Annotated in this window: 18 protein-coding genes; 4 read left to right on the top strand and 14 right to left on the bottom strand. The window is 58.0% G+C overall.

From position 1 onward, the window contains the following. Window positions 1-80: 80 nt before the first annotated feature. From NTX17_02540 to NTX17_02530, 3 genes are all read right to left on the bottom strand, one after another. The gene (locus tag NTX17_02540; GenBank protein MCX5800250.1) at window positions 81-506 is read right to left on the bottom strand and encodes a DUF523 domain-containing protein; all 426 of its coding nucleotides are present in this window, start codon (window positions 504-506) and stop codon (window positions 81-83) included. A 90-nt stretch (window positions 507-596) separates the two neighbouring features. Further along, a complete protein-coding gene (locus NTX17_02535; GenBank protein ID MCX5800249.1) occupies window positions 597-1,526 on the bottom strand; it encodes a M23 family metallopeptidase in 930 nt (309 codons plus the stop codon). Continuing rightward, window positions 1,523-1,849 (bottom strand): hypothetical protein, encoded by a 327-nt coding sequence (locus tag NTX17_02530; GenBank protein ID MCX5800248.1) that lies wholly within the window; start codon window positions 1,847-1,849, stop codon window positions 1,523-1,525. The genes NTX17_02535 and NTX17_02530 overlap by 4 nt, the downstream gene beginning before the upstream one ends. Window positions 1,850-2,036: 187 nt before the next feature. Here NTX17_02530 and NTX17_02525 point away from each other — a divergent pair, with 187 nt between their 5' ends. Continuing rightward, window positions 2,037-2,771 carry a UDP-2,3-diacylglucosamine diphosphatase gene (locus tag NTX17_02525; GenBank protein MCX5800247.1) on the top strand — a complete coding sequence of 245 codons (735 nt, stop codon included), beginning with the start codon at window positions 2,037-2,039 and terminating at the stop codon, window positions 2,769-2,771. A gap of 91 nt (window positions 2,772-2,862) precedes the next feature. On the opposite strand, the gene NTX17_02520 is transcribed toward NTX17_02525, so the two are convergent. From NTX17_02520 to NTX17_02490, 7 genes are all read right to left on the bottom strand, one after another. After that, a complete protein-coding gene (locus tag NTX17_02520; protein MCX5800246.1) occupies window positions 2,863-3,798 on the bottom strand; it encodes a PorV/PorQ family protein in 936 nt (311 codons plus the stop codon). A gap of 75 nt (window positions 3,799-3,873) precedes the next feature. Continuing rightward, window positions 3,874-7,236, bottom strand: a complete 3,363-nt coding sequence (locus tag NTX17_02515; protein ID MCX5800245.1) for a M6 family metalloprotease domain-containing protein — start codon at window positions 7,234-7,236, stop codon at window positions 3,874-3,876. Between the two features lie 173 nt (window positions 7,237-7,409). Then, the gene (locus NTX17_02510; protein MCX5800244.1) at window positions 7,410-8,693 is read right to left on the bottom strand and encodes a DUF4384 domain-containing protein; all 1,284 of its coding nucleotides are present in this window, start codon (window positions 8,691-8,693) and stop codon (window positions 7,410-7,412) included. 72 nt (window positions 8,694-8,765) lie between these two features. Then, entirely contained in the window at window positions 8,766-9,353 is a 588-nt protein-coding gene (locus NTX17_02505; GenBank protein ID MCX5800243.1) for a hypothetical protein, read from the bottom strand. A 14-nt stretch (window positions 9,354-9,367) separates the two neighbouring features. Next, on the bottom strand, window positions 9,368-10,246 hold the full coding sequence (locus NTX17_02500; protein MCX5800242.1) for a fibronectin type III domain-containing protein: 879 nt from the start codon (window positions 10,244-10,246) through the stop codon (window positions 9,368-9,370). Window positions 10,247-11,107: 861 nt separating this feature from the next. Then, window positions 11,108-14,200, bottom strand: a complete 3,093-nt coding sequence (locus tag NTX17_02495) for a sigma 54-interacting transcriptional regulator (protein MCX5800241.1) — start codon at window positions 14,198-14,200, stop codon at window positions 11,108-11,110. A gap of 59 nt (window positions 14,201-14,259) precedes the next feature. Beyond that, window positions 14,260-14,604, bottom strand: coding sequence for a hypothetical protein (locus tag NTX17_02490; protein ID MCX5800240.1), 345 nt, complete (start codon window positions 14,602-14,604; stop codon window positions 14,260-14,262). Between the two features lie 394 nt (window positions 14,605-14,998). On the opposite strand from NTX17_02490, the gene sppA reads away from it, so the two are divergent. After that, entirely contained in the window at window positions 14,999-17,473 is a 2,475-nt protein-coding gene (gene sppA / locus NTX17_02485; protein ID MCX5800239.1) for a signal peptide peptidase SppA, read from the top strand. A gap of 139 nt (window positions 17,474-17,612) precedes the next feature. Here the strand turns inward: sppA and pruA are convergent, their stop codons facing one another. The 4 genes from pruA to NTX17_02465 all read right to left on the bottom strand — a co-directional run bounded on the left by pruA (window position 17,613) and on the right by NTX17_02465 (window position 22,231). Then, window positions 17,613-19,169: an L-glutamate gamma-semialdehyde dehydrogenase gene (gene pruA, locus NTX17_02480; GenBank protein ID MCX5800238.1), complete on the bottom strand. Its 1,557-nt coding sequence runs from the start codon at window positions 19,167-19,169 to the stop codon at window positions 17,613-17,615. A 17-nt stretch (window positions 19,170-19,186) separates the two neighbouring features. Continuing rightward, window positions 19,187-20,374, bottom strand: coding sequence for a glycine C-acetyltransferase (gene kbl / locus NTX17_02475; GenBank protein MCX5800237.1), 1,188 nt, complete (start codon window positions 20,372-20,374; stop codon window positions 19,187-19,189). Between the two features lie 166 nt (window positions 20,375-20,540). Further along, window positions 20,541-21,578, bottom strand: a complete 1,038-nt coding sequence (locus NTX17_02470; GenBank protein MCX5800236.1) for a hypothetical protein — start codon at window positions 21,576-21,578, stop codon at window positions 20,541-20,543. Window positions 21,579-21,682: 104 nt separating this feature from the next. Next, window positions 21,683-22,231, bottom strand: coding sequence for a metalloregulator ArsR/SmtB family transcription factor (locus NTX17_02465; GenBank protein MCX5800235.1), 549 nt, complete (start codon window positions 22,229-22,231; stop codon window positions 21,683-21,685). 230 nt (window positions 22,232-22,461) lie between these two features. Here NTX17_02465 and rlmN point away from each other — a divergent pair, with 230 nt between their 5' ends. Together rlmN and NTX17_02455 are read left to right on the top strand one after the other, a co-directional pair. Beyond that, the gene (gene rlmN, locus NTX17_02460; GenBank protein MCX5800234.1) at window positions 22,462-23,520 is read left to right on the top strand and encodes a 23S rRNA (adenine(2503)-C(2))-methyltransferase RlmN; all 1,059 of its coding nucleotides are present in this window, start codon (window positions 22,462-22,464) and stop codon (window positions 23,518-23,520) included. 330 nt (window positions 23,521-23,850) lie between these two features. After that, the gene (locus NTX17_02455) at window positions 23,851-25,434 is read left to right on the top strand and encodes an ATP-binding protein (protein MCX5800233.1); all 1,584 of its coding nucleotides are present in this window, start codon (window positions 23,851-23,853) and stop codon (window positions 25,432-25,434) included. Window positions 25,435-25,479 lie beyond the last annotated feature (45 nt).

Raw genomic sequence — 25,479 nt, 5'->3', positions numbered from 1 at the left:
CCGCGAGAAACAAGACAAACCGGAATTCGAATCGCACGGGACGCCGAGATGTCGAACGACGGATCTTCACTACTTCACCCTCATCTCGCACTTACGTTGATGCCATGTTGTTTCAAGAGGGAAACCGTCACCCCGTCTCCGGGCACCAGCTCTCCTCGCGAGCTTATCTTCCCGCTGCCGCAAGACGGGCTCTCGGCCCTCACGATTGCTTCGGTGGCCGCAACCAGTTTCGCAAGCCGCAACACCTCGGTCGCGCCCTTCATGAAATGACCGGTGACATCTCGACCGGCTCTGTCAAGCACGATCGTCCTCCCCGCGAGAACGTCCGCTCCATCCCCGTGTTGTATTTCGGCGGGTTCCCTCGGAGTACACAGGCCGCCAAGCTGCTCCGGGCAGACCGGCAGCGCCCGGCCCGCCTTCACGAGAGAAATCACGCCCTCGTCCGGGCAGCTCTTCCCATCGTATCTACAGGCAACACCGGCGAGACACGCACTCACGATTATCACAGGGGGCGAGCCCTCCCGCGCGTTACGGCAAGATGAGCGGCGGACGATTCCGCGGAAAGCAGGCGAGCGGCGACCGGGTGTGTCACGCCCCTAGTCCACCACCGCGTTTGCCGGCAATATGTACCGCAATGGGTCCACCGGCTTCAGATTGGTGTGCACTTCGTAATGAACGTGTGGGGCCGTTACGCGTCCTGAAGTTCCGACCGTGGCGACGATCTGATTTCTTCTCACCGACTGACCGTTCGCCACGTTGATGCCGTCGACGTGCGCGTACCACGTAGTGATTCCATTACCGTGATCAATACCGAGCATCAGCCCGTAGCCGGCGTGCCTGCTCGCGAATCTGACTGTTCCGTCCGCGGTCGCAAGAACCTGCGTGCCTCTCGGCGCACAAATGTCCACCCCCTCGTGAAAGGATCTCGAGCCCGTAAACGGGTCGATCCTCGCACCGAACCCGCTGGACATGAAACCGCCGGGCACGGGACAGATGGAGGGAGTGTGATTCCAGAGGTCCCGGCGTTCTTCAAACTTCGTGACCACCTCGGTGAGGCTTTCGGTCTGGAGCCGGGTCTGCCTGATGAGCTCGTCGAGCTCCATTTCTGTCGTCTTAACGTCCTCTGCAAGAACGCGGTCAGACGCGGAAGACGGCTCGAGAACGGCCGGCTCGGGGCCGCCCACGCCCATCAGACGCACGTCTTCGTCGATGGGTCCGAGATCCGCGAGCACGCGCGCTCTCTTTTCGAACTCGAGGTTCCTCGACAACGTGCCGCGCAGCTCTTCAACGGCGCTCGAAATCGCCTCGAGTTTGCCGCGGAGAGTGAGGCTTTCGTTTCGTGAACCGCGCAACGAATGCCCGACGGACATCAAATTGAGCGAGCTTCCCACCAGGAAAAAGCAAAATATGAGCGCCGCGGGAACGAGTATCAGGAGGGGCTTGACCCAGACAACGGGAATCCTGTAGCTCCTGATCTTGGAGTTTCCGTGAGGCACGACGAGTACCGTAATGTCCCGTCTCTTCAACAGGAACCTCTCCTCTTCTCGCGGGCGGCCTTCTTGATGCTTTCTATTTCCTGCTCTTTTTCTTTCAGGAACACATCGAGTCTTTTTACGGAATCGATGTGCTGCTTGACCTCGGGATCCTGGGCGATGTCGTTGTTGTTTTCCTCAACAATCATGTGATAGACCCGGCCACCCAGATCTGCCATCTCGTGGCCGATGTTTCTTCTCACACCGACTATGTCGAGCTGCCTTACACTCACCTTCGCCAGTTCGTCGGTCTTTTCTGCGGTCGACGTATAGAATTCTGTGACGCCTTTTCTGATTCTCTCCCAGAGTGAAGACATTTGTGACCCTCCTTCCCCAAGAGACGGGATCAACCATTTTGGAGCTTAGATGCTCTGCGGGTACGTGTCAAGCACTGAAACGGCGCCACAAGCGTCGAACCCGCGCCCGACGGAAGAACTCCTCTGTTTGTCAACGTCTCCACACTCTGCTATACTACCGCCGATGACGACCGCAAGTGCTGCAGCAATGACGAACAAAGTATACTTCGTTGCCGACGCACATCTCGGGGCGAACGAAGAACTCGAGAAGCGCACGGTCCCTGCTCTGCTCTGCCTGCTTGACGAAGTGGCGCGCGACGGGGCGTCGCTGTATGTCCTGGGTGATCTCTTCGACTTCTGGTTCGAGTTCAAACACGGTGTGCCCAAGATTCACATCGAAGTCCTTGCAAAGCTCTACGAGCTCAAAGGCGCCGGGTGTCCGATCGTCTTCCTCGCAGGAAACCACGACTTCTGGATGGGGAACTTTCTGGAGAGAGAACTCGGCGCGACTGTCTGCGCCGATTCTATCGAGTGCGAAATCCAGGGCAAACGCGTGTTTCTGTCTCACGGCGACGGGCTGGCGACCGGCGACGTAGGATACAAGATTCTCAAGAAGATTCTCAGATCCAAGATCAACGTGGCTCTGTACAGACTGATCCATCCGGACGTCGCCGTCCCCTTCGCCCTGGCGTGTTCGCGTCTCGGGAGGAAGACCTCCGTGGCCGAGATGAAGCTCATCGCCGAAAAACTCTTTCGCGAGGTCGCACTGAAGAAATTTGAGAGGGGACTCGACCTGGTGGTGATGGGTCACGTGCACCTGCCGTACGAAAGAGAACACGGAGGAAGAAAGTTCTTCATCGTGGGCGATTGGATAGAGAGCCTTTCCTACCTTGTGATGGAGGGAGGACAGGTCAGAAGAATGGCGTGGCCGCTGCGATGGTAGCGGAAGCTCGGATCGCTTACCCGTCTTCTGCGTCATCTGCCCCGTCTGCGCGTGGATTCGCCGGCGGAACCGTCCGCGGGTGCGCCGAGCGTCAACGCAGAGTGTAGCTCAGCGAGACTCTGTGCGCGTCGCCGAGCTCGGATCCCACGGCCGAGTAAGCGTAGCCCAGAGAGAGTGAACCCCTCGACACGCCTACCCCAGCAGAGAATCCTTCAACGTCGTAACCGAACTTGTACCCAACCGCCACCGAGGCAAGATTTCTGAAATTATATTCTGCGCCCACGTGCGTCTTGACGTCTTCCCCTCTGTACGAAACGAGATCGGCTGCCATGAGCAGGCTGCCGCTCCACTGTGCCAGCGGAAGAGTGTATGCCGCACCGCAGCTGATGGTCCGAGGAATGTCGAACTCCTCGACGTCGAATTTCATCTTCGGGCCGACGTTGAATATCCCTGCACCGAGCGAAAGGTTCGGGACGGGTGTCTCGTATCTTGCCCCGAAGTCCATTGCGAAACCCCTCGCGGTCACGTCGTCGATCTGCTCAACCAGCATTCTGACCGAAGAGCCGACGTAGACTCCAGGTTTCACGGTCATTCCCCATCCCCCGGTCACGGCGATGTCGTAGAAACCAAAACCTCCGAGGTAGCGGCCGGTCTCGTCGTATCGGTCGAGTTCATCCATGTAGAGGCCGGAAAAACTGAGCCCGAGCCCGTGGCGTCCCCACCTCTTTGCGGCGGCCAGATACTCGTACCTCATGTCCTGGAGCCATTCGTTGTGGCTTACGTGCAAGTTCCAACCGTCGACAAATGCGAGACCGGCAGGATTCCAGTAGAGCGACGTGGCGTCAGCCGCAACGGCAACCTGCGCGGAACCCATGGCGGCGGCTCGTGCCCCGACGCCGATCTTCAGGAAGCTAAGCCCCGTGACCTCGTCGCAGTCCGCGGTTGAAACGAGCCACGTTGTGCTCCCGATCGCGAGAAGCATGATGGCAGTAATCAACAGCCTCGAGCAACTTCTTGTCGTTAGCATTGGCTTAACCTCCCGTAATCTACGTCAACGTGACCACCCGCGACCGTGGTCCTTCAGAGGCGCTCACATTCCGTGTCACCTCAAGACAGCCAGTTTCGCAAAAACCCTCTCGTTCGCTCCGTTCCGCTTGGTTGCTTCCACGCAACATAAGTACACACCGGGCGGGAAACCGCCGATCTGCACGGTATGCCAGTTGTCGCTTGCGGCAAAGGCGCCGGGAGAGGCTGAATACACGCACCGTCCTGCCAAATCATAGATTCCAACTCTCAATCTGTCAACTGCTTCGGAGAGCGTGTAGTGGAGTGTGACCGACGCTCCCCTCGCGGGATTGGGCGCGGCGAACAGTTTGCTTACGGTCCGTGCCGCTGCGGGGGGCAGTGAAAGAGAATTCGGAACTACACCGCTGTGAGCCCCGTCCCTCCTGTAAGAGGGCCAGAATGCGAGCGCCTGTTCAAACGGCACCCCGAGCTCCCACACATCGATCTGACCTGAGAGAGTCCCGTTCACCTGATCCGAACCGGTCGCGTCCGCTCGAATAGAAGCAGCCGATGCGACCTGGTATGAAAGCGCTCCGCCCTCCTGTCCCGAGGCGAACGTCTCGACACCCAGGTCCCGCACGCAGACGAGCTCCACGAGCCCGTCCCCATCCACGTCCGCCAGGAGAGGTGAGGCGCCGAACGAGGAACCTGCCATGAGGGGCCAGCCAGCCGGAATCGTGGCGTCGGCCTGCACGCAAGCGAGTCTCCCGTCGGAGAGCGCGCCCACGTAGTCGGCCCTGTGATCCTGAGTAACGTCCGCGCACAACGGCCCATGCGGTTTCCCTTCGCCGATTTCCCTGACCGGAAGAAGCGGGGGCCAGCCGGTAAGCACGGTCCCGTTGTAGTTGACCGCGTATGCTCTGCTGCCGAAGGTGGCAAGCACTTCGAGGCGACCGTCGTTGTCGATTTCCCCTATCGATATTGAGGCGGCCCTGCTGGTGTCTTCGCCGACGAGATCCAGCGAATCACGGGCGACGAGATCCACGGGCCAACCTGCGAGCTCGGTCCACTCCCCGGACGGAACCGAGACGTGCATCAGATGGAGTCTACCTCTCGTGTCGGCACCCGCGATGTCCATTGTTGTGTCGAGGTCGAGGTCGCCCGCGACTATCTCTACGAACTCGACCGAGTCTCCGCCGAGCTCGCAGTCACATAACTGTGGGTCACTCGAGACGACGCCGGGGTCGTCGATCAGATTTAACCTCCCTCGGCCGTCGCCGGACCCCGTCGTGACAAGAATCTCTTCCGTTCCGTCTCCGTCAAGGTCGCAGGCAACGGGTGCTCTGAAGGTGGGGCCAGGGAAAAGCCAGGTGAAGGTCTCGACGGAGTCGGGTTTCGCAAGTACGACGTGGAGCGGATACAGGGAATCCGCAAGGGGAGGTTCGAATGCCGTGTCCGCGAAGCAACCACCGAAAATGAGCGCGTCCCGGCCCTCATCATTCCATCGGCTCAGGATTGCGTCCGTCCGGCCGACCGGCGTAACCTGTGCCAGCACTCCGTCCGTCGCCGGGTTATCGTCACCATCCCTGACTTCACTCCCGTCCTCGCCGTTCCACGCAAAGACGGTTCCGCTCGCCGCGACGACAACGATTTCATTGAGTCCATCACCGTCTATGTCGCCCAAGACGGGAGACGAAAGGACTCTCTCTCCCAGTGTCTTCAAGGGACCGGACCCCGAACCGAGATATGTCGTGCCGTCTCCTCTAAGCACGTAAAGATTGCCGTCCTCATCGCAAGCCACGAGTTCGGGACTGCCGTCGCCGTCAAGATCGGCCGCGTTCGGATGATTGGCTCCGAATGCGGCGAGTGTGGAGACGGGCCAGTTGCTCTGTCTCTTGCCGATCTCCACACTGAAGCTCATCGACTGACCGGCGGCACCGATATCCTCGATGAAAACCCAGCTCTTCCCGCCGTAATTCCCGTCGCTGTTGGGAAGACTGGAAGGTGTGAAGCTCGTGTTGTTCCCTTCCCTGAAGCTGTCGAACGCGCTGCCGTAACTCTCAGCAGAGTAGAGTGGCTGGCTCAAGTCCTCCACTCCGTCCGCCTCCTCCAGGCTGACTCCCTTGTGGAACCTGTCGGCATTGACCGTGTTGTAAGGCATCCCTGCCTCGATTTGCTGCTCGTCGACGTGCCATATCAGAAGACCGGAACCAGTGCCCAGGCCCGGCAGGAAATAGTCAAACTCGGCGCCCGAATAGGAATCTTCATACGTGTCAAAGACCATGTCGTGGTCCGTGTCGTCAAAGTCGAACGTGCCGTTGCCGTTGGGATCTTGAAGCCTGTTTTCTATGAGGAAGTATTCCCTCCCGCCGATGGGAACAAGGACAAGCTCGCCCGACTGATTGGCACCTTCAGAATAGGACAGCTCGCACGTGTCGCAGCGAGACACGATACGCACGGGCCGCCAACCGAGTATGGCTTTGCTCCACGCGCAAGGTTCGGCAGGAGAATAGCCGTTCGCATTCCACAGGCCCGTGCCCATCACACCCCAGTTTCCTATTCCCTGTGAAGCGGAACTGCCGGACGGCCCCGTGTCATAAAGGTCCGGCAAGCCCAGGCAGTGACCGAACTCGTGAACATAGACCCCGAGTGGGCTGAACATGTAGCCGTCCTGAGATTCGTCCTCCGGGAGCACGGCTATGTTTTGTATGTACTTGTGCCGACCGTCGGGCAGCGTATCGTTAGTGGCGATGCCGACGCGACCCAGAGAGTCAGGGAGGTAGTACTCGAATTCGGCCGGCCCCAGACTGGCGGACCATATGAGCTCGGGGCTGTCGCCCAGAATGTCAGCCTCTTGTGCCAGGCCGGCGTGGATGATCATTACCTCGTCGTAGAGGGTGAAGTCTATCAGACTGTCCGCGGCTTCCACTGCGTCTTGTGCGAGCTGAACAAGCCTCAGGCCCAGGTCGTCATCCGCGCCGTACTCGGTCATGGGTGACGGCATCGTGAAAACGCTGTCCGAGGCAACGGGCTCGAGTTGTAGCCTGCCGCCGGAAACGATTGAGTAGTATTGCTTGAAGAAGAAAAGGTGCCTCTCCACGAAGAGTCTCTCGTGAATGAACGGTTGATCCGAAAAATCGACCAGTATTGCGAGGACCTTCTTCGTGATCGTGTCCGGAGAGGCGGGAATCGCGTTCACACTGAAAAGATTAGCGCCCTCCAGACCGTGTTCCCGCAGAAGCGATCTAGGCTCGAATCTGTGTCTTTCGGGAACGTTGACCGGCCCCTTCTTGAAGGGATAGCCGGGCACAAATGCGGGTGTTGGAACGGCAATCTGAGGCCCGGAGGCCCGACTCGACGAAGCGGCGCTCTCGGGCACAAACAGAAAGTGAGCCAGCAGCACAAGTCCGAGGAGGCAGGCGCAGGTTAACCGGTTGGAAGAAGAATAGGACTCCGTCAAGCAATCTCCGTTTTGGTTGCCGAGGTTCGATGCCCTTCAGGCCGCAATCTCTATATCGACACGATATTCTACACTCTGAACCCAGGCAAATTCCATAAGAAACAAGGGCAGCAATCCTTTCGTGTAACGACTCTGTCCCTGCCGGGACGGCTCTGGACTGCTGCCCTCTATCTTCACTTTCGCTTCTTGCTCTGTCCCTGCTCCTGTTCCTGTCTCTGTTTTTGCTTCTGTTCTTGCTCCTGTCTTTGCCCCTGCTCTTGCTTTTGTCCTTGCTTCTGTACTTGCTTCTGTACTTGCTTCGTTCCGCGTGATTGCTGATATTCCTTCTGTTTTTCCTCGACCTGCTTTGGTCTCGACAAGCCTTCGGATTCAAGCCGCTTCTTGAGTTCTACCGTCTTGCCGGAAACGGAGGGTTCTTTGCCTGCCTTCCACTTCTTTAGAGCCGAGGGACCCGGCAGTTCCTTCCAGCGTTCCTCCGCGCGCGGCGCGGACCCCGCCGTACCCGACTCAAACTTCGGCTTCGAAATGGAGAACTGCCGCCTCAGTGTCATTAGCCCATCCTTGGAAGACCAGAAGTGGCGCTCACCTTTGTATCTCACGGGGGCCGTCTCTCTCAACCCGTAGTAGTACTTGGGTCTGTAATCTCTAAGCACGATTCTGGGAGAATAGACCCAGGTCCTGTCGACTCGAATGTCAAAGACCACACATCCCGCCCTGTAAGGATCGAATCCAGAATGGCCCTGGTGGCAGTCGTAGCAAAGGTATCGAGGGTACTGAACCCTTCTGTCCACGTAGAACGAAGTGTAAGTGGTGGCGTAGTACGACGACGGATAGTCCGCGGGGATCATTTGCCGATTTATGCTCTGTATGGCAAGGAACGGGTCTCCCCGCACGATACCTCTCTCAACGTAGTAGTCGTAGTCCTCTGCGTGGTCTTCGTAATCCGACCCATAAAGGCTCCAAGGGCTGTCCTGCCATTCACCGTATTCGGGATCCAGATACCACGGCGGCCTGGCGCGAAACGGTTCGACGGAGGCAACGGCCTCAACGTACTCGATCCCGGTCGGTCCGTCTATCACGAGGTCGTACGGTGAGCGACGAGAAGGCACCCTGTAGGTCACCCCGGCCGCCGCGAAATGCTCGTCAAAGGATCCGGCCGGATAGAGCAGGTGAACGTAGCCCTGCGTATCGACGTTGTAGATGGTGACGTAGCAGTCCCTCGACGCCCTGAAAAAGACCCGGATTCTCTCACCCGCGTAGTAGACCCCGCCTTCTCCCCGGTCGGTCCAGACGTCTATCACGAGCGGAGATTGCCGATAAGACTCCCTCTCCATGTAGGTCTCGCTCTCCCCACCCCTCTCGTCATGGCTGCCCGCCGGCTGTATGGCAAGGCTCGAGGAAGTCATGCTCACCACTGCGAGGACACTCGCGAGCAACATCGACATCTTCAGCTTCATTCCCGATCACTCCTCTCGATGCGAGCGTACAGTGCACTTTTGTGCGTTCCGATCTTCACGGAACTGCAACCGCTATTTTCCGACGGACGACTTCCCTGACGACTTCTTTCCCTGCGTCGCCTTCGAGGCAGAAGACTTCCCGCCAATAGACTTCTCGCCGGCAGTCTTTCTTCCCTCGTAGAAAGTCCTCCCTTCCGATTTCTTCAAGGCCTCGTAGTCGGGAGGCCTCTCGTACTTCGAACTCGTCCTGTAATCAGGCTTGTACTTGTACTCACCGAAGTGAGGCGTCTTCTGCACGATGACCGGATAGTGTTGTCTGTAGTATCTCCCGGCAGACGGATAATCACTCCATCTGAATCTAAAACCATACTGGACACAATAGTCGTAGTAGGGATCAAAGTACGTGTAGCCGTGACAATCGTAGCAATAGTATTGCGGGTGAGGCCTCGCACTGTACCCGCGGTCGCCGTAGTATCCGTGGTGCCCTCCCGTCTCTATGACGATGGGAAGGCTCGTGTGCAGGTAGGCGATGCAACCCGCAAGAAATGGTAGCGCGGCGACGGCAATCAAGAGTGAGAACAACGACAGGTCCCCGAGTTTGCGCCCCGGTACCACGCGGTCGGTGAGACTCGTCCCGTCTTTGCTGGTGCGATCCCTCATTTCGCTACACCTCCTCATTCGACCGGCTCAATCGGAGTGCCGGGTTCCAGGTCGCCACTGCGTCTGGCCAGTTTCTCTTTCGCAAGTTCAGGATTTCCGGCGTCCACTTGGTAGGCCCAGTCCATGATGACATATTCCGGCCGAACACTCTTCACGTAGAACTTGGCGTAGTGGTTGTCTCTGGTCCACACAAAGTAGCTGTGTCCCTCGGTGAGCACGACCCAACCACTCTCTGCCCACCCCCCCGGAGGCGCGTCATCAAGTTCGGCGAGCGGTCTGTAGCCACCGTCCTGTATGTCGGTCAGAGGCCACTCGGGGTCGGGATTCCACGTGAACATCACGCACTCTTCGCCAACGTAGCCGTAGTAAATGTCCGTTGCGGGTGTCGCGGCCAGGGAATACAACTGTCTTGTCTCGTCGCTGAAGACGTATCCGCTCAACGCGGCATTGGGTCCCGAAAAATCATACAGAGCAAGATCAAACCCTTCCGGTCTCGGCGTGTCCGAGACAGTCTCGTAGCTGAGATCGCTCTCGTTCCCGTCCCTGTCGAACGCCGATACGGCGTAGTAGTAGGTGTTGCCGTTTGTCACGTCCGTGTCGGTAAAATGCGTGCCGGAAGTGGTGGTCACGTATTCGTAGTAACCTGCTGCCTCGTCGTTCCAGTAGATCCTATAGCCGCCGAGGTCGGACTCGCGGTTCGCCAGCCAATAGATGTCCACCTGTCCATCTCCGGTGACGGTGAACACTCCTTGCGGCGCCCTCGGAGGAGTGCGATCCACGTAGACATCGTTGTCTTCGTCCATACATCCCGCCGCGAAGAGAACGGCAAGAGCAGCCACCATGAGTGTCACGTAGCTCATCTTGAATGCCAGGCAACGCGCGCTACTTCTCATCTCTTTCACCTCCATCAGCACACCTATGCAAGCGGTGTGCCACTAACGGGCTTGGTCGCGGGAGCTGTTTGCACAACCGATGCCACCACACGCCGGCGCCGCATAACAGGACAAGACAAAACCAGTTGCGCGCTCGCTTATCTGCGGCGGCCCAAAGGGGGGTCGTTGATTCGGCAAGATCGATCCGGCCTCCGACGGCGATGCAACGCTGCTACAGGGTACAACTGTGGCTGTAACGCCACACGCCGAGGCCGCGCTACGCTCGCAGCAGAGCCGTGTCAAGCGAGGGGATCAAAAAACCGGGGGGAAAAGAAGATGGGAAGCGGCTTTTGTGGAAGCAATCACCAGCAGGCATTTGAACGAGGTCACTTGCTATTAGAAGGGAGCCGCTTCCCAGTACTCACGATATTTTAGATCTGACTCTATGATAGCACACCCAGCCCAATTGTCAAGAAATTTGCAGAGGGCTCTGGACTCTCTGCCTTCAGTGCGTGCCCCGGGTTAGCCGGTAGCCTTGCTTCACACTGTCATTTATTGAGGCCGGGGCTCAAGTCTACAGGTTCCGCAGGCCGACACCGACCAACCCAGGCGCACTTTCGGAAGCCCCACGCTCCATTATAAGAGCACTGAATGTGCCAAGTTCTCAACAAATGGAGCATTAAGTTACCATGGGTAATCAGTTGTAATGGAATCGGTTAGCCGACTCTGGAAACTTGGTCGCCAGGCTCGCAGCGAAGTGAAGATCGGCTCAATGTAAAGAGACTTTATAGTCTCCACCGGAGCGTCTCTAATGCCTTAACCGGCAATCAATTACGAGTATAAATCTTCTTTACACGGAAAAAGGCAATTGAGAAAGGTTGTTTAGCCCCTGTTGGTAGTCTTCGAGTGATGTCTGCGGTCAAGGTCGAGCTCTACGATTTTCTTGAGGAGGGTCGGATAGCTGATGTTGAGGAACTTTGCAGCGCGCGCCTTGTTCCAACCGTGTTTCTCGAGGGCTTCCGAAATGACTCTGCGCTCCGTTCTCTCCACCTCGGTCTTGAGCGCCCCGGTCCCGACCGCGTCAATCTTTTGCTCCCTGATTTCGGGGGGTAGCAACTCGGAACCAAGCTCGCCAACCGGAGGAGCCAGAACGAGCATTCTCTTCACCGTTTTTTCAAGTTCCCGCACGTTGCCGGGCCAATCGTAGTCCATGAGTAGCTGCATCGCTCCCCTGGTGACGCTTCGCACGGGCTTGTTGTCTTGCGCGCCGGAAGCTTTGAGGAAATGCTCGATAAGGAGAGGGATGTCATCTCTTCTTTCCCTCAAAGACGGCACCGAAATCGTGATGTCACTGAGGCGGTAGTAGAGATCCTCGAGGAATTCGCCCTCTCTTATCATCACCTTGAGGTCGGTGTTTGTGGCACATATGATGCGGCCGTCCACACGCTTCCACTTCGTCGAGCCCACGGCCCGGATTTCCTTCTTGTCCAGGAAATGAAGGAGCTTGGCCTGTATGCTCTTCGTCGTCTTGGCGACCTCATCCAGAAATACGGTGCCCGTTTCAGCTTCTTCAAAAAGCCCTCTCTTGTCGCGAATGGCGCCCGTGAAGGCACCCTGCACGTGGCCGAAAAGCTCGCTTTCAAGGAGCGAGTCGGGTATTGAGGAGCAGCTTATCGGAACGAACGGCTTGTCCTTCCGTGGGCTACAGCTATGTATGGCTTCGGCGACCAGGGCCTTCCCCGTCCCTGTCTCTCCCAGTATAAGAATGGTGGCGGAGCTCGATCCGACTTTCTCGACGAGGCTGAGTATCTCGAGCATCTCTTTGTTCTGCGTCACTATTCCGTCGAAGGAGCGCGTGAAATCGAGCCTTTGCCTCCGAGCCGCGCTTTCCCTCATCCGCACGACCCTTTCGGCCTCGACCGCAGCAAGCGTGGCGATGCCGGACATGACGGCGAGGAGATTTAGCTCCCTCTGCTTGAAGGCACCAAGGCGATTGCCCACGAGTCTATCCGCGTAGACGATTCCCTTCTGGCCCGAGGGCAGGTTGAGGGGCACGAGCGCAAAGCTCTGAACGCGCTCGAGCGCCGGAAGCTGTGACAGTATCTTGTCCGAGCGGATGCTTGTGACGACGCGAGGCGAACCGGCCATTTCAGCCGGTAGAGCCTCCCTCAGAGAGCCGATGATGCCGAGAGCTTCCTTCGAGGACAGCCTCTTGACCGCCCAGATATGAGGCTCCGCTCCGTCCGCTACAAAAGCAATGAGACCCCGGTCGGCGTCGGAACGCGCCAGGATCAACTGCATGAGTTCGTCCAGCGTTCTTTCGGGGTCCTCGTCGCCACCGAGGAGCTTGCCCAGCTCTTCGAGTATCTTGAATTCGCTGGAGGACGAAAGAGTGGAACTGACGAAAGCTTGTTCAAGCGCCGCCCTCACACCGGCGAGAGCAGCGTGGATTTCGGGCTCCTCCACGTCGCTCAAGAGCCTCTCGGCCTCGTCTATGTGATTGAGCGATTCGTCGGGCACGGCCTTCGTGAGATAAAATCGAGCCAATTCAACTATCGCGAGGGCCGCCCAACCCTTCACTTCAAAACTCAAGAAAACTCCCATGGCCTGCCGCAGGAATGAGACCGCCTTGTCGGACAGCTCTCCGCTCACACCGCCACCGGGGAGTTCAGAGACAATCGCCTTTCCTGAAATGAGAAGAGTTCTTGCGACTTCAAACCTCTCACCAACGCTCGTGAGCGTCGAGAGAACGTCTTCTATGATCTGCCGTCCCTTTTCCCACTCGCCCTTATGCCACAGTGCGACTCCGGTCACTCGCCTTGCTAGAGCTTCCTCGCAACGATCACCCACGGAGCGAGCGATGTCAGCGGCCCTCTCAGCAGCAGCGAGTGCGTCATCAATCTCACCGCGGGAAAGGTGGGCTTCCGCGGCACGCCTGGCCACCTCCATGACGAGGTCTCCCCTCGGTGCAATCTCGAGTGCCAGGGCCTCGGCTTCCTTCAAGAGTTCGAGAGCGTTATCCGAATTGCCCTTGGTGAGTTCCAGTTCTCCCAGGAATTCCAGCGCGAGGACCTCTTCGCGTTTGCACCCAAGCTCTCGGCTTGTCGCAAGTACGTCACGGTACGAGGCCTCGGCGCCGGCCCATTCTCTCTTGCGCAGGCTGACGTTCGCCGCGGCCAGTCTGGTTCGCGCGGCTCCTGCCCTGTTTCCGATCTGCGTGCAGATCTCAAGGCTTCTGGAGAACTCCCGCAGCGCAAGTCCCCACTCGCCGAGCCTGAAATGCACAATGCCCAGGTTCAGAGAATAGGTGGCCATGCGCGCGAAATTGCCGCTTTTTACGCTTATTGCCAGAGCTTTTTCAAAAAATCCTGCTGCCTCGCGCCATTCGGACAGATTCTTGTGCAGGATGCCGAGATTGTTCAAGGCCTGGGAAATCCCGTCGTCGTTCTGAACGCTACGGAAGGCAACGAGCGCCCCTTCAAAATACTCTCTTGCTTTGGGAATGTTTCCGAGCCGGGTATGAATGAAGCCGAGCCAGTTCTGGACCTTGCCCAGCTCGAGGAACTCACCGGTCCCTTTCAACAATCTCTGACCGGTCTCACAAAGCCTCCGCCCCTTCCCGTAGCGGCCAATCTCGGCGTGAAGCATCCCGTCCAAGCAGTATGCTCTGCCCAAACCAAGCAGGTCATTCTCCTTGCGGAAAGTCTCCTTGGCGAGCACCGCGTACTCGATCGCGCGGCCGTGATCACCTTTCGCCTTGTAGCAGGAAGCAATCTTGAGGTCTAGGTAGGCTGCTTTTGTATTGAGAGAAAGCTCGAGCGCGGACCCCCTCGCCTTGGCAAAGTAGTCAAGAGCGCCCGAGAAGTTAGACGCGTCGAAATGTATATTTCCGATCTCTTCATCCTTCTCTACAATCGAGATCGGGTGCAGTTCGTCAGGACATAAGCCCTTATCACTGCGAGAGTCGTTTTCCATCTAAATGGGCCTCCGAATGAAGAACGCTCTCCAATTCAAAAGGACGTATCAGTGATCCTTTACCTCACGACCTGAAAGCAGCGCACAAGGTAGCGCAATATCGCACTGCGCACCGCGACACGGCCGCTCAGCCAGCCATTCTCGGCGGGCTGCGCATCAATCAGATCGCCGGTCTCTCCGGTCAGCCCTTTCCCGCCGGGACAGATGGCAGTGGCGATCTCGTCCGGGTCGCCGGTGGGAGAGAATACTAACCCGCTGAAACGGTGAGGTGAAGTCAGCTCGTGCTTGGCCCAAGACTCATGCCTTACGAACGAAGACGCCGCCACGGAATCGGCACAAGAAGTGATCATGAAGATGAGAGCCAGGAAAGCCAACACCGCCACACCCGTTCTGCGATGAATCATCAGTGACCAGCTCCTTTTTCCACGGACGCTCTAAGGAAAGAGAGAACCGCCTCTAGGTGATCTGCAGGACACAGAAAACCTTTGGATAGGATCCAACCCCTACCCCAGAATGTTCCAAGGCACGAACATGATTTGAAAGCAAGGAGGCCGACCTGAAGACAAAGTGCCAACCCCGTTGCTCGTCCACAGACATTATAAGGCACAAACAGGCCAAAGTCAACGCAAAACCGCCCGGTTGCTCAAGAATTTGCACCCCGTCGCACTCCAGTAGCGTATCATAGAACGTACGCCAAGACAGACGATTGGACGCACGACGGAATAGATCAACGGAACAGATCGTAGGACCGGCCACGTTATGGGACTGGTCACAAACGTATCCCAGAAGGAGGGTTCGATGAAGTCGTTACGGTCTTCTCTGAAACTGCTACCGGGGGCTGTTCTGCTGGCCGCCCTGCTCTTCGGCCCCGGCAGCTCGTCGGCAGCGTCTCCGACACCGTCGGACCTGTCGCCGGTCTGGAGTGTCCTCGCCTGGACTCCCGACGGCGCAAGTATGGCCACAAGCGACGGGCCTCAGTCCGTCTTTACCAACCCGGCTGCCATTGGGCTACGCAGCGGCGTCGGGACATTTTACGGCGGCACGTTGGAGAACAGCCGGCAAAGGCTGAGTAGCTTCTCAATTCAGCTCAAGGCTCTCTCCTTCGGATACGTACACTCCGGCGACTGGGACACAAAGCCGAAGCAAGAAGCGTTCTTGACGGGCGTGGGATTTTCAGTATCGTCCTTTGCGAGACTGGGTTTCTTCGGGAACTGGCAGAGGATGGAGGACGAGAGGAATTCGAAGGCGTTTTCTTATGGTACGGCTCTACTTGTGAGGCCGTGCGGGCACTTCTCGTTGGGGGCAAAGCTCAGCAACATCAATCAGCCTCACTACGGAGACGATGTTCTCTCACGATTCTATGAAGTCGGCGCGGGGATAAGACCCCTACCCGGAATGGGATCTCTAGGAAACAGGCTCACCTTCACGCTGGATACGGAATTCGACGAACACACGGACGTTGCAGATCTCGCCCTTCGCTACGGCGTGGAACTGGAACCCATCGACGGCCTGATCCTGAACGCCGGCTATAGGGACGTAGACGGCCGCGGAGACGTGAGATTCGGCGTCGGATTCAACTTCCTCCGTAACTCCCTGGGTTACTCGGGGCAGAGTGAGGAGGACGGTCCGGACAGGTCAAGTTACTACGTCTCCAGCTCGACCGAGCTACAGCGCTCGGTGGTCAAGCCCGCTTCCAAGGTCATCAAGCTGAACGTCCAGGGAAACCTGAGGGATCAATCGAGCGAGGGGCTATTCACGCTGGGCGCGAAGTACAGCAACGCGTTCCCCGTACTCGAGGAGCTCAGACGAGCCAGAAAAGAGAAGTGGGTCAAGGGGATTCTTCTCAACATAAGAGGAATCAGCAATTTTGCGGTGATCGAGGAGATGAGGGACGAGGTCAAGCGTTGCAGGGACGAAGGCAAGACGGTCGTCGCATTCCTTGACGGAAACGGAGACTTCAGCGATTACTACCTCGCGGCCTCCGCCGACAAGATCGTCACCCCCTTTGCCGGAACGATAGGGCCGTTCGGCTTCGGCAGGACCATGCTTCTCTACAAGAACTTCCTGGCGAAGCTCGGCATAGAGTTTGAACGATTCCCCTGCAGAGAGTGCGCGTACAAGAGCGCCTACGCCAACTTTACCGAGGACAAGCTGCCCGAGGGATACAAACAGCAGATCGACGAGATAATGGACGACGTCTACAACGAGTGGCTCTCCGCCGTCTCCGAAGACCGAGGCATGGACAAGGAGAAGCTGAGGGCGCTTGCTGACGGGAGTATCATCATGCCGGTGGACGCGAAGGCGGAGGGGCTCGTCGACGAAATCGGCTTCTATGATGCCGCCGACAGCCTCGTGTCCAAGATGGCGGACGCGAAGGTGGACCAACACTTGAAGCTCTCCAAGCTCACGCATCGGAGATACGATTGGGGCCAGCCGAAGAAGGTGGCCGTCGTGTTCGCGATGGGAGCCATTCTGCCAGGCAAGAACGGAAGCGACTTCATGGAGGGCAACTTCATGGGTCACGAGACAATGACCAAGATGCTCTCGAGAGTCGAGAAGGACAAGAGCATCAAAGCCGTAGTCTGGCGTATAGATAGCCCCGGCGGTGACGGTTATGCCTCGGACGCGATCTGGAACGCGATAGAGAAGACCAAGAAGAAGAAACCCGTCGTTTCCTCGATGGGTTACGTGGCCGGTTCGGGTGGATATTGGATTGCGATGAACTCCAACAAGATAATCGCCGACCCGCTCACACTGACGGGGAGCATAGGCGCTACCGGCCTCAAGCCCATACTGAGCGGCACGTACGAGAAACTCGGCATAAACCTGGAGACCTTCAAGCGCGGCGAGCACATCGACATGTACTCTACGTCAAGGCACATGAGCGATGAAGAAATGAGCATGATGTTAAACATGGTGGATCGATTCTACGATTACTTCGTCGAGAAAGTGGCCTCCGGCAGAGGGCTCAAGCCAGAGGACGTGCGCAAGATCGGAGGAGGCCACGTCTACACCGGAAGGAGGGCTCTCTCAATCGGCCTGGTGGACAAGCTGGGCGGCGTCGAGGAAGCGATCCAGGAAGCGAAGAAGCTCGCCGGCCTCAAGGGCGACGTGGAAGTCGTGTACGTCAACAGACCGAGGAAGTCGATTTTCCAGACCCTGTTGGGGCTCTCGGCGGGCGAAGAAACACAGGGCCTCTCGCTCCTCAGGTCTTGCGACGGGCCGATGCTGATAATGGACGATCTGCCCGAAGTAACTGAGGTGGAGCCTTGACGTTGTGACCTGCGCCGCAGCGCGGGCGATTCCTGGACACGTGACGTCTGCAAAATAGTTGGGCACGGCGTGACTTCATTTTCGCGCCGTGCCCAACGTCCTGCCAAGTAGGTGCCTGTTCTGCCTTACAGCCCGGGGGCTACTTTATTATCTTCTCGCTGATCGCCTTCGCCTGCGTGAAGAGCATCAAGTAATCCCTTCCACCTGCCTTCGAATCGGTCCCACTCATGTTGAAACCTCCGAAGGGGTGGACACCCACTAACGCTCCGGTGCACTTCCTGTTGATGTAAAGATTCCCTACGTGGAAAAAGTCCTTTGCCTTCTCTATTCTGCCTTTGCTCTTCGTGTACACTGCGCCGGTGAGACCATATTCGGTGTCATTCGCTATGGCGATGGCGTCATCATAGTCGTCGGCCTTGATTATGGCGAGCACCGGCCCGAAAATTTCTTCCTGCGAAATCCTGGCCTTCGGGTGCACGTCCTTGATGACCGTCGGCTCGATGAAGAACCCATTGCCACCCAGAGAAGAACCGCCGGTGACAAGCCGCCCTTCGCTGCTTCCTATCTCGATGTACTTCATGATGGAATCCATGGCGGCCTGGTTTATGACCGGTCCCATCGTGTTCTCATGGTTGGCGACAGGGCCCACTTTGAAGGCCTTCACCTTGGGCACGAGCTTGTCGATGAACTTCTGGTAGACGCTCTTCACCACGATTGCTCTCGAGCAGGCAGAGCACTTCTGGCCCTGGAAACCGAACGCCGCAGCCGCCACGCCCGCAGCCGCAGCTTCCAGGTCGCAGCCCGAGTCAACGACTATGGAATCCTTGCCGCCCATCTCGGCGATGACCCTTTTTATCCATATCTGACCTCGCTGATGGTGAGCCGCGAGTTCCACTATGCCAAGCCCGACTTCCTTGGATCCGGTAAACGCGATGAACCTGGTCTTTCGATGTCCCACGAGCGCATTGCCGATTATGCCGCCGCTGCCGGGAAGAAAATTGAGGACTCCGTGGGGAAGCTTCACTTCCTCCATTATCTCGACAAACTTAGCCGCAATGGTCGGCGAATCGCTGGAGGGTTTCAGGACGACCGTGTTTCCGCACACGATGGCGGCCGACGTCATACCCACAAGGATTGCGAGCGGGAAATTCCAGGGCGGGATCACGATGCCCACTCCGAGCGGTATGTACTTCAGGTCGTTCTTCTCGCCGGGGTACTTCGTGAGAGGCTGGCGCCCTGCGTAGCGAAGCATCTCTCTCCCATAGAACTCCAGGAAGTCGATTGCCTCGGCAACGTCCCCGTCCGCCTCGACCCACGACTTACCCACCTCAAACACCATCCATGCGGCCAGCTCGAGTCGCCTCTTTCGCATTATCGAAGCGGCCTTGAACAGGTAGTCTGCCCTCTTGGCAGGCTGCACCAGACTCCACCCCCCGAACGTCTCCGCGGCCACCTTCACTGCCATGTCGGCGTGCGTTTCGTCTGCCTTCTGAAATACGCCGACTACCTGGTCTTTCTGAGAGGGGTTGAACGAAGTGAACTTTCCGGTCAGAAAGAGCTTCTGGTTGCCGACAATCGAAGGATACTCTTTGCCCAGATGAGCCTTAACGCTCTCAACGGCCTCTTGCATCTTTTTCTTGTTCGCAGGAACCGAGAAATCGGTAAGAGGCTCATTCTTGAAAAGCGTTTTTCTCATTGTCTACCTCCACGGCACTACTTCACCACGCCGTACTTCTTGCCAATCTTCGTAAAGGCGGCGATGGCCTTGTCCAAATGCTGCTCCGTGTGGGCGGCAGAAATCTGAACCCTTATTCTGGCCTCTCCGCGCGGCACCACGGGATAGCTGAACCCGATCACGTATATCCCCTCCTTCAGAAGGTCGCGCGCGTAGTCGTGGGCGAGTTTTTCGTCGCCGAGCATGATCGGGATAATGGGATGCACGCCGGGCCTTATCTGGAAGCCTCTGCCCGTCATCTCCTTGCGGAAATACATCGTGTTCTTCTCGAGCCTGTCCCTCAGCTCCGTGGTTTCCTTCAGCATCTTGAACGCTTCGATGGCCGTGTAGGCAATGACTGGAGGCAGCGTGTTGGAGAACAGATAGGGCCGAGAACGCTGTCTCAGGATTTCGACTATTTCCTTCCGGCCGCTCGTGAAGCCGCCAGAGGCACCGCCGAGCGCCTTGCCCATCGTGCTTGTGACGATGTCGACTTTGTCCATGACGCCGCGGTGCTCCGGGCTTCCCCTGCCGGTCTTGCCGACGAAGCCCGTGGCGTGGGAGTCGTCAACCATCACGAGGGCGTCGTACTTGTCTGCCAGAACGCATATCTCGTCCAGCTTCGCGATGTCGCCGTCCATGCTGAAGACGCCGTCTGTCGCGACCAGTCTCAGCCTGTTCTTCTGCGTGTCCTTCAGATACTTCTCCAGGTCGCTCATGTCGTTGTGCACGAAGCGCAATCTCTCCGCCTTGCACAGCCTGATGCCGTCGATGATGCTCGCGTGGTTGAGCGCGTCGCTTATCACCGCGCAATCCTCGCCCAGCAGAGTCTCGAAGAGCCCGCCGTTGGCGTCAAAGCAGGAGGAGTAAAGTATCGTGTCGTCCGTATGAAGGAACGAGGAAATTTGACTCTCGAGCTCCTTGTGGATGTCTTGCGTCCCGCATATGAAGCGCACGGAGGACATTCCGTATCCTCGCTTATCAAGCGCTTCCTTCGCGGCCTTGATAAGGCGCGGATGGTTTGCGAGACCGAGGTAATTATTAGCGCAGAAGTTAGTCACTTCGCCGTCTTTCACTCTGATGTCGGCCCCTTGCGGGGTCATGATGATGCGCTCTTCTTTGTAAAGACCCGCGTCACGAATCTTTTGGAGCTCGGTACGAAGCGATTCCTTAAGAGCAGTGTACATGGTTACTCCTCCCTCCTGACCGACAGGAAATTCGACTCAGTCGTGTGATTCTCGGAACGTCGTCTCACGGAAAAGGCCATAAGATTCTATAACAAGAGGGCGAATGTCTGCAAACTAAATTGCGTCCAGATCTCTCGTAGAGGCTGGCAGGCTTTCGTGATGCGGCTCAGCCTGCAGGATGGGCTGCGGCCTCCAACGCCAGGCCGTAGCGAAGTCCCCTAGTGGAAATCGTGAGGCGTTTCACGTTGAGATGACGAGCGACGAGGGAAAGAACGAAGGCCCCGGCCACGGCGATTTCCGCTCTTCCGCTTCCGAGCGCTTCGATCTCTTCCCTCTCCTCGAGTGTCAACTTGGAGAGTCTTTGAGCGCAGCGCTCGATCTCTTCTCCGGCGAGGATGTGCCCCTCGACCCGCCTTGAGTCGTAGTACGGGAGCCCGAGTGAGATCGCGGCGATCGACGTCGCTGCTCCGCCGACTCCGGTGACGCAGTCTTCTGCCTCGGGAAGCACGGACGGCCGGGCCTTCGATAGCTCGGTCACCACGTGGTCTTCGAGAGCCTGGAGCTCATCCGGCGTAGGTGGGTCATGCTTGAGGAATTCCTCGGTCAGTGTCACGCAGCCGAGAGGCAGCGTGGAGGAGCGAATCGTACCGGTGTCGGTCCCCTTGATGAGAGCAGTGCTCCCCCCGCCGACGTCAATCACGAAACCACACCCACTCACCTCTTCGGCGCGATCTTCACGACGAAGGGAGAACGAGCCGCCCGCGGCGCCACCGACTTCAGACGCTCTGCCCGCCATCGCGCTTGGAGACTTGTAGGAGAAACTGTCGGAAAGAGCGCCCGTGTAGACGTAGTACGCTTCTTCTTCAGGCGTGAGGACGTTTATGGGCAGGCCGCCGGCTTCTTCGAGGGCGCCGACAACGTCGGCGGAGTTCGCGGCAACGCGCAGGGCGTGCGTGGCTCCGGTCAGGATTCTCGAAGTGCCGAGCCTTCGTGCAAGAAGTGTAGACTTGCCAAGCACTCTGCAGGTTCTTTCGAGCGCGACCTCGGACACTCTGCCCGTTGAAGAGAGCCCCTCTCCAAGCCGCACCGCGAAACCCAGCCTGAAACTGGCCACTACTCGGCTGAAACTGTCAATGTCGGCAACAAGAATGCGCACTGAGTTGGTGCCTATGTCGAAACCTCCCACTCGCTGGATTGAACCCACCGTTTCCTCCATCGGACTCCAATCGTGTTGTCTAGGCCAAACTCAGGCGGTCAGCGAGGCCCGACTCTCGCGGCCTGCATCCCCCCCGGCATCTCAGCCGTCGCTCATAGGAGAAAATCCTCCATCTCTTTCTGTTGCGGGCTCCCCTTCTCGACATGCGGCCCAGCCTTTCGAGAAGGTTTGGGCTCACGACGCGCCGGCGTTCTCGAACCAGGCTCACCAGTTACGCGACCTCCGGATACTCTTGCCGTCGCCGCACGAGCTGTCTCCCGCGCTCGAGGCCGGACTTGCGGTCCTGCTGCTTGTAGTCCCGGTCTTCGGGCTTCCGGCGCTCGGGCTCCCGGCCGTGAGCTTGCGGGCTCCTTGCCGGAGAGAAGCGAGTCGATGATGGAAAAGGCGGCATTCGCCGCGTCGCCGCTTCCAGGCGCGGCAAGCTCATACCAGACCCACTTTCCCCGTCGCAGATCTTTCAGAAGCCCTGCGTCTCTCAAGATTTTCAGATGCCTCGAGACCTTGGGTTGAGAGACTCCGACAAGGGACGTCAACTCGGTCACATTCTTCGGCGCCTTTCCAAGGAGTTGGACTATTTCCACCCTGGTGACGTCCGAAAGGGCCCTGAAAACCCTGACCGCGTCTCGCGAGGAAACCTTCAACTGCTCCTCCCTTTCCGCCGTTGTGGGAATTTGTCGGCCCCGGAGCCGACCCCCGTCGCGCGCAGCGAAGCTGCCGCACTACTGTTTCACCCCACAGATCCTGTATGTCACCGGCGACGCAACTTGTCAACAAGAATATGCATATATCCGCATATGTGGAATATGAAGCTCCTCTTGACGCCCGAGCTTCAACAAGTTATCATGCAGTGCAATCTTGGAGGATTTCGATCATGCCAGTGAGCAAAGCCGACCGTCGCCCGAACGTTCTCGGGCTCCAACTCGATGAATTGACGAAGCTCGTCGAACCCGTCGTGGGAGAACAGAGGTATAGGGCGAGGCAGATTTTCGGGTGGGTCTACGCAAAGGGCGCCTTCGAGTTCGATTCCATGCACAATCTCTCAAGAGACCTTCGCAAGGCCCTAGCCGCCGAGTTTGTCATAGAAATGCCTCGGCTTGTCAAGTGCATCTCCTCGGAGAAGGCCAAGGTGTTTAAGTACCTCCTCTCACTTGCCGACCGCATGAAAATCGAGTGCGTGCTCATCGGCATGCGAAACAAAGACACTTTCTGCATCTCCTCTCAAGTGGGGTGCCGTTTTCACTGCGCTTTCTGCGTGACGGGCAGAATGGGACTGAAGAGAGACCTGAGCGCCTCCGAAATCCTCGGACAGATCCTCTTCCTCCGCTCCGTGGCCGAGTCGGCCCCGCACGCCTTCAACGTCGTCTTCATGGGAATGGGAGAGCCGCTCGACAACTACGACGGCACGGTGAAGGCAATTCGAATAATGGAACACCCGGACGGGCTGGCCGTCGGCGGCAGGCGGATCACCGTTTCCACTTGCGGAATTCCGGACCGAATAAGGAGGCTCGCGAAAGAAGAGCTGGGAGTGGGGCTGGCCCTGTCTCTCAACGCCACGACCGACGAACTCAGGGCCAAGCTTGTACCGGCGGCAACGGCCTATCGAATGAAAGACGTACTCGCCGCCGTGGAGTACTTTGCTCAAAAGTCAGGCAGGCGCGTCACACTCGAATACGTTCTCATCGGAGGTGTGAACGACAAACCCGCCGACGCCAAGCGTCTCGCCGCCATCGCATCCTCGCTACCATCGAAGATCAATCTCATTGAATTCAACGACTCGCCGGGCGCCAGATTCGTCAAGCCCTCAGAGGAAGCCGTTCGGAATTTCATGCAGATACTCTACCCGCGTGCGCCTGCGGTCACCTTGAGGAAGAGCAAGGGAAGCGACATCATGGCCGCCTGTGGGCAGTTAGGCGCGCAGGCCGGTAAGTAGCGCCTCACACGCGCGGCCGCCGCGCACATCGGCCTTGGGGCACGAGTTAGGCTGCCGTTTCATCTTTTTCTTGAACTACCCCCCGATCTTGCGGTATAATTATAGTGCGCCGGGGTAGGGGTTACCATTCCGGGGGCCAAGAGCCTTGTGCCTGCCCTAGGCCGGGCTCTGATTTCAGAGAGGTAGACTACTATCTTCGGACGTCCCCCAAGTTTTCGTGAAAGACTCACGTTGCTCTTCATTCTCACTTCGCTGTTACCCTTTCTCGGGCTTACTATCGTTGCCTCGAGAAGGCTCAGTCAGAGCATAGACGCTCGGCAGAGCCCGGGTATGAAGAGAGCTCTAGAGAGTTCTCTTGTGCTTGCGAGGAAATCCTTGAGCAAGTACGAGGCGGACTTGCGCTCGCTCTCGCCTCGGTTGACCGGCGACACGCGCCTTGTGCTGCTTCTCAGGGCTCGACGATGGAACGAAGCGGAGCGCCTTCTGGCCGGCGAGCTCGAGCCCCTTGCGGTTGATTTTCTGCAAGTGTACGAAGAAGAGGACAACTCGTGGCGCCTGAGAGCACAGGTGGCCGACACTGCCGTGCCCTCGCCGGGAGCTTTCTCGGATGAGCTCGTGAGGCGGGCTGTCGAAAGCAACGACGCCATGCGCAGCGAAGCCGGCTACGTGGCCCTCCCGGTCAGGATCCCGGACGCGGCTGGTGCGGCGGGAGCGCGCAGGACCAGCGTAGACGCGGGGAGCGCGCAGACCGCGACGGCGGGAGAGAAAAGCGACGGCGTCGTCCTCGTCATCGGCTACTGGCTCGGCGAAGATTTCTTCGCAAACGTCAGCGAAGTGACGGACGGACTGGTGCACTACGGGCAGCTCGAGATTTACAGACGCGTGGAGAAGGAGTACGTGTGGGTGACCGCGGCGATCCTCTTCGCCGTGGCCGCAATCGTGTCTCTCATTACCGCCGCGTTCCTGGCTCGACAGCTCAGTAAGCCCATCCTCGGGCTCACCGAAGGAATGAAACGGGTCGCAGCCGGGGATCTCGACGAGAAAGTGGTCGTGAAGGCCGGGGGAGAAATAGGGTATCTCGTGGATTCCTTCAACCAGATGACTCGGGATCTGAGGGCGTACAAGGAACAACTTGCCCGCGCGGAGAGAATAGCGGCGTGGCAGGACGTCGCCCGCTACGCAGCGCACGAAATAAGAAATCCTCTGACGCCCATCAAACTCTCTCTCCATCGCCTGCACACGTGTCTGGAGCAGTTGAACGAAGAAAACAGGCGAAGATTTTCAGACAGTCTGGATTCGATACTCGGAGAGGTGAGTTCTTTGGAGAGACTCGCGACGGCGTTCTCGGACTTTGCGAAGCTGCCCGACCCTGTATTCGCTCCGATAGACGTCAACGGGATCATCAGTGAAGTCGCGGAACTCTACCGATCGACGCAGGAGGGAACATCTTTTCTCAGGATAGACTTGTCGCTCGACGCTTCCCTGCCGGCCGTTCCTGCCGACGCTCAGCAGATAAGAATGGCTGTCCTCAACGTGGTCAAGAACGCGGCGGAGGCAATGCCTGAAGGCGGCACCCTCTGGATCTCGTCCAAACGGGCAAACGAGTCTGAGGTAAATTCGAACTCCTGCGCGTCGCCAAATGGTGGAGCGTCATCAAACGCGGGAGCCAAAGAATATATAGAGATTGCATTCAGAGACACGGGTCCCGGGATTCCAGAAACCATCATCGGCAAGGTCATGACGCCTCACTTCACGACTAAGAAGGGAGGAACGGGCCTGGGCCTTGCAGTGGTGAGCAAGATCGTCTCGCAGCACGGCGGAAAGGTCTTCATTCAAAGCCAGGAAACAAGGGGCACGCTTGTGAGAATCGTCTTGCCGGCGCAGCGCAAGATTCCGCGACTGAGCTCGGCATGACGTCGGACTCTTCCAGACGACATCGGGCGGCGGACGGCCCGAGAC

It is taken from the genome of Candidatus Eisenbacteria bacterium (assembly GCA_026388185.1).
Lineage (GTDB): Bacteria > Eisenbacteria > RBG-16-71-46 > JAFGJU01 > JAFGJU01 > JAPLKG01.
This window is presented reverse-complemented; position numbering and strand designations above follow the sequence as displayed.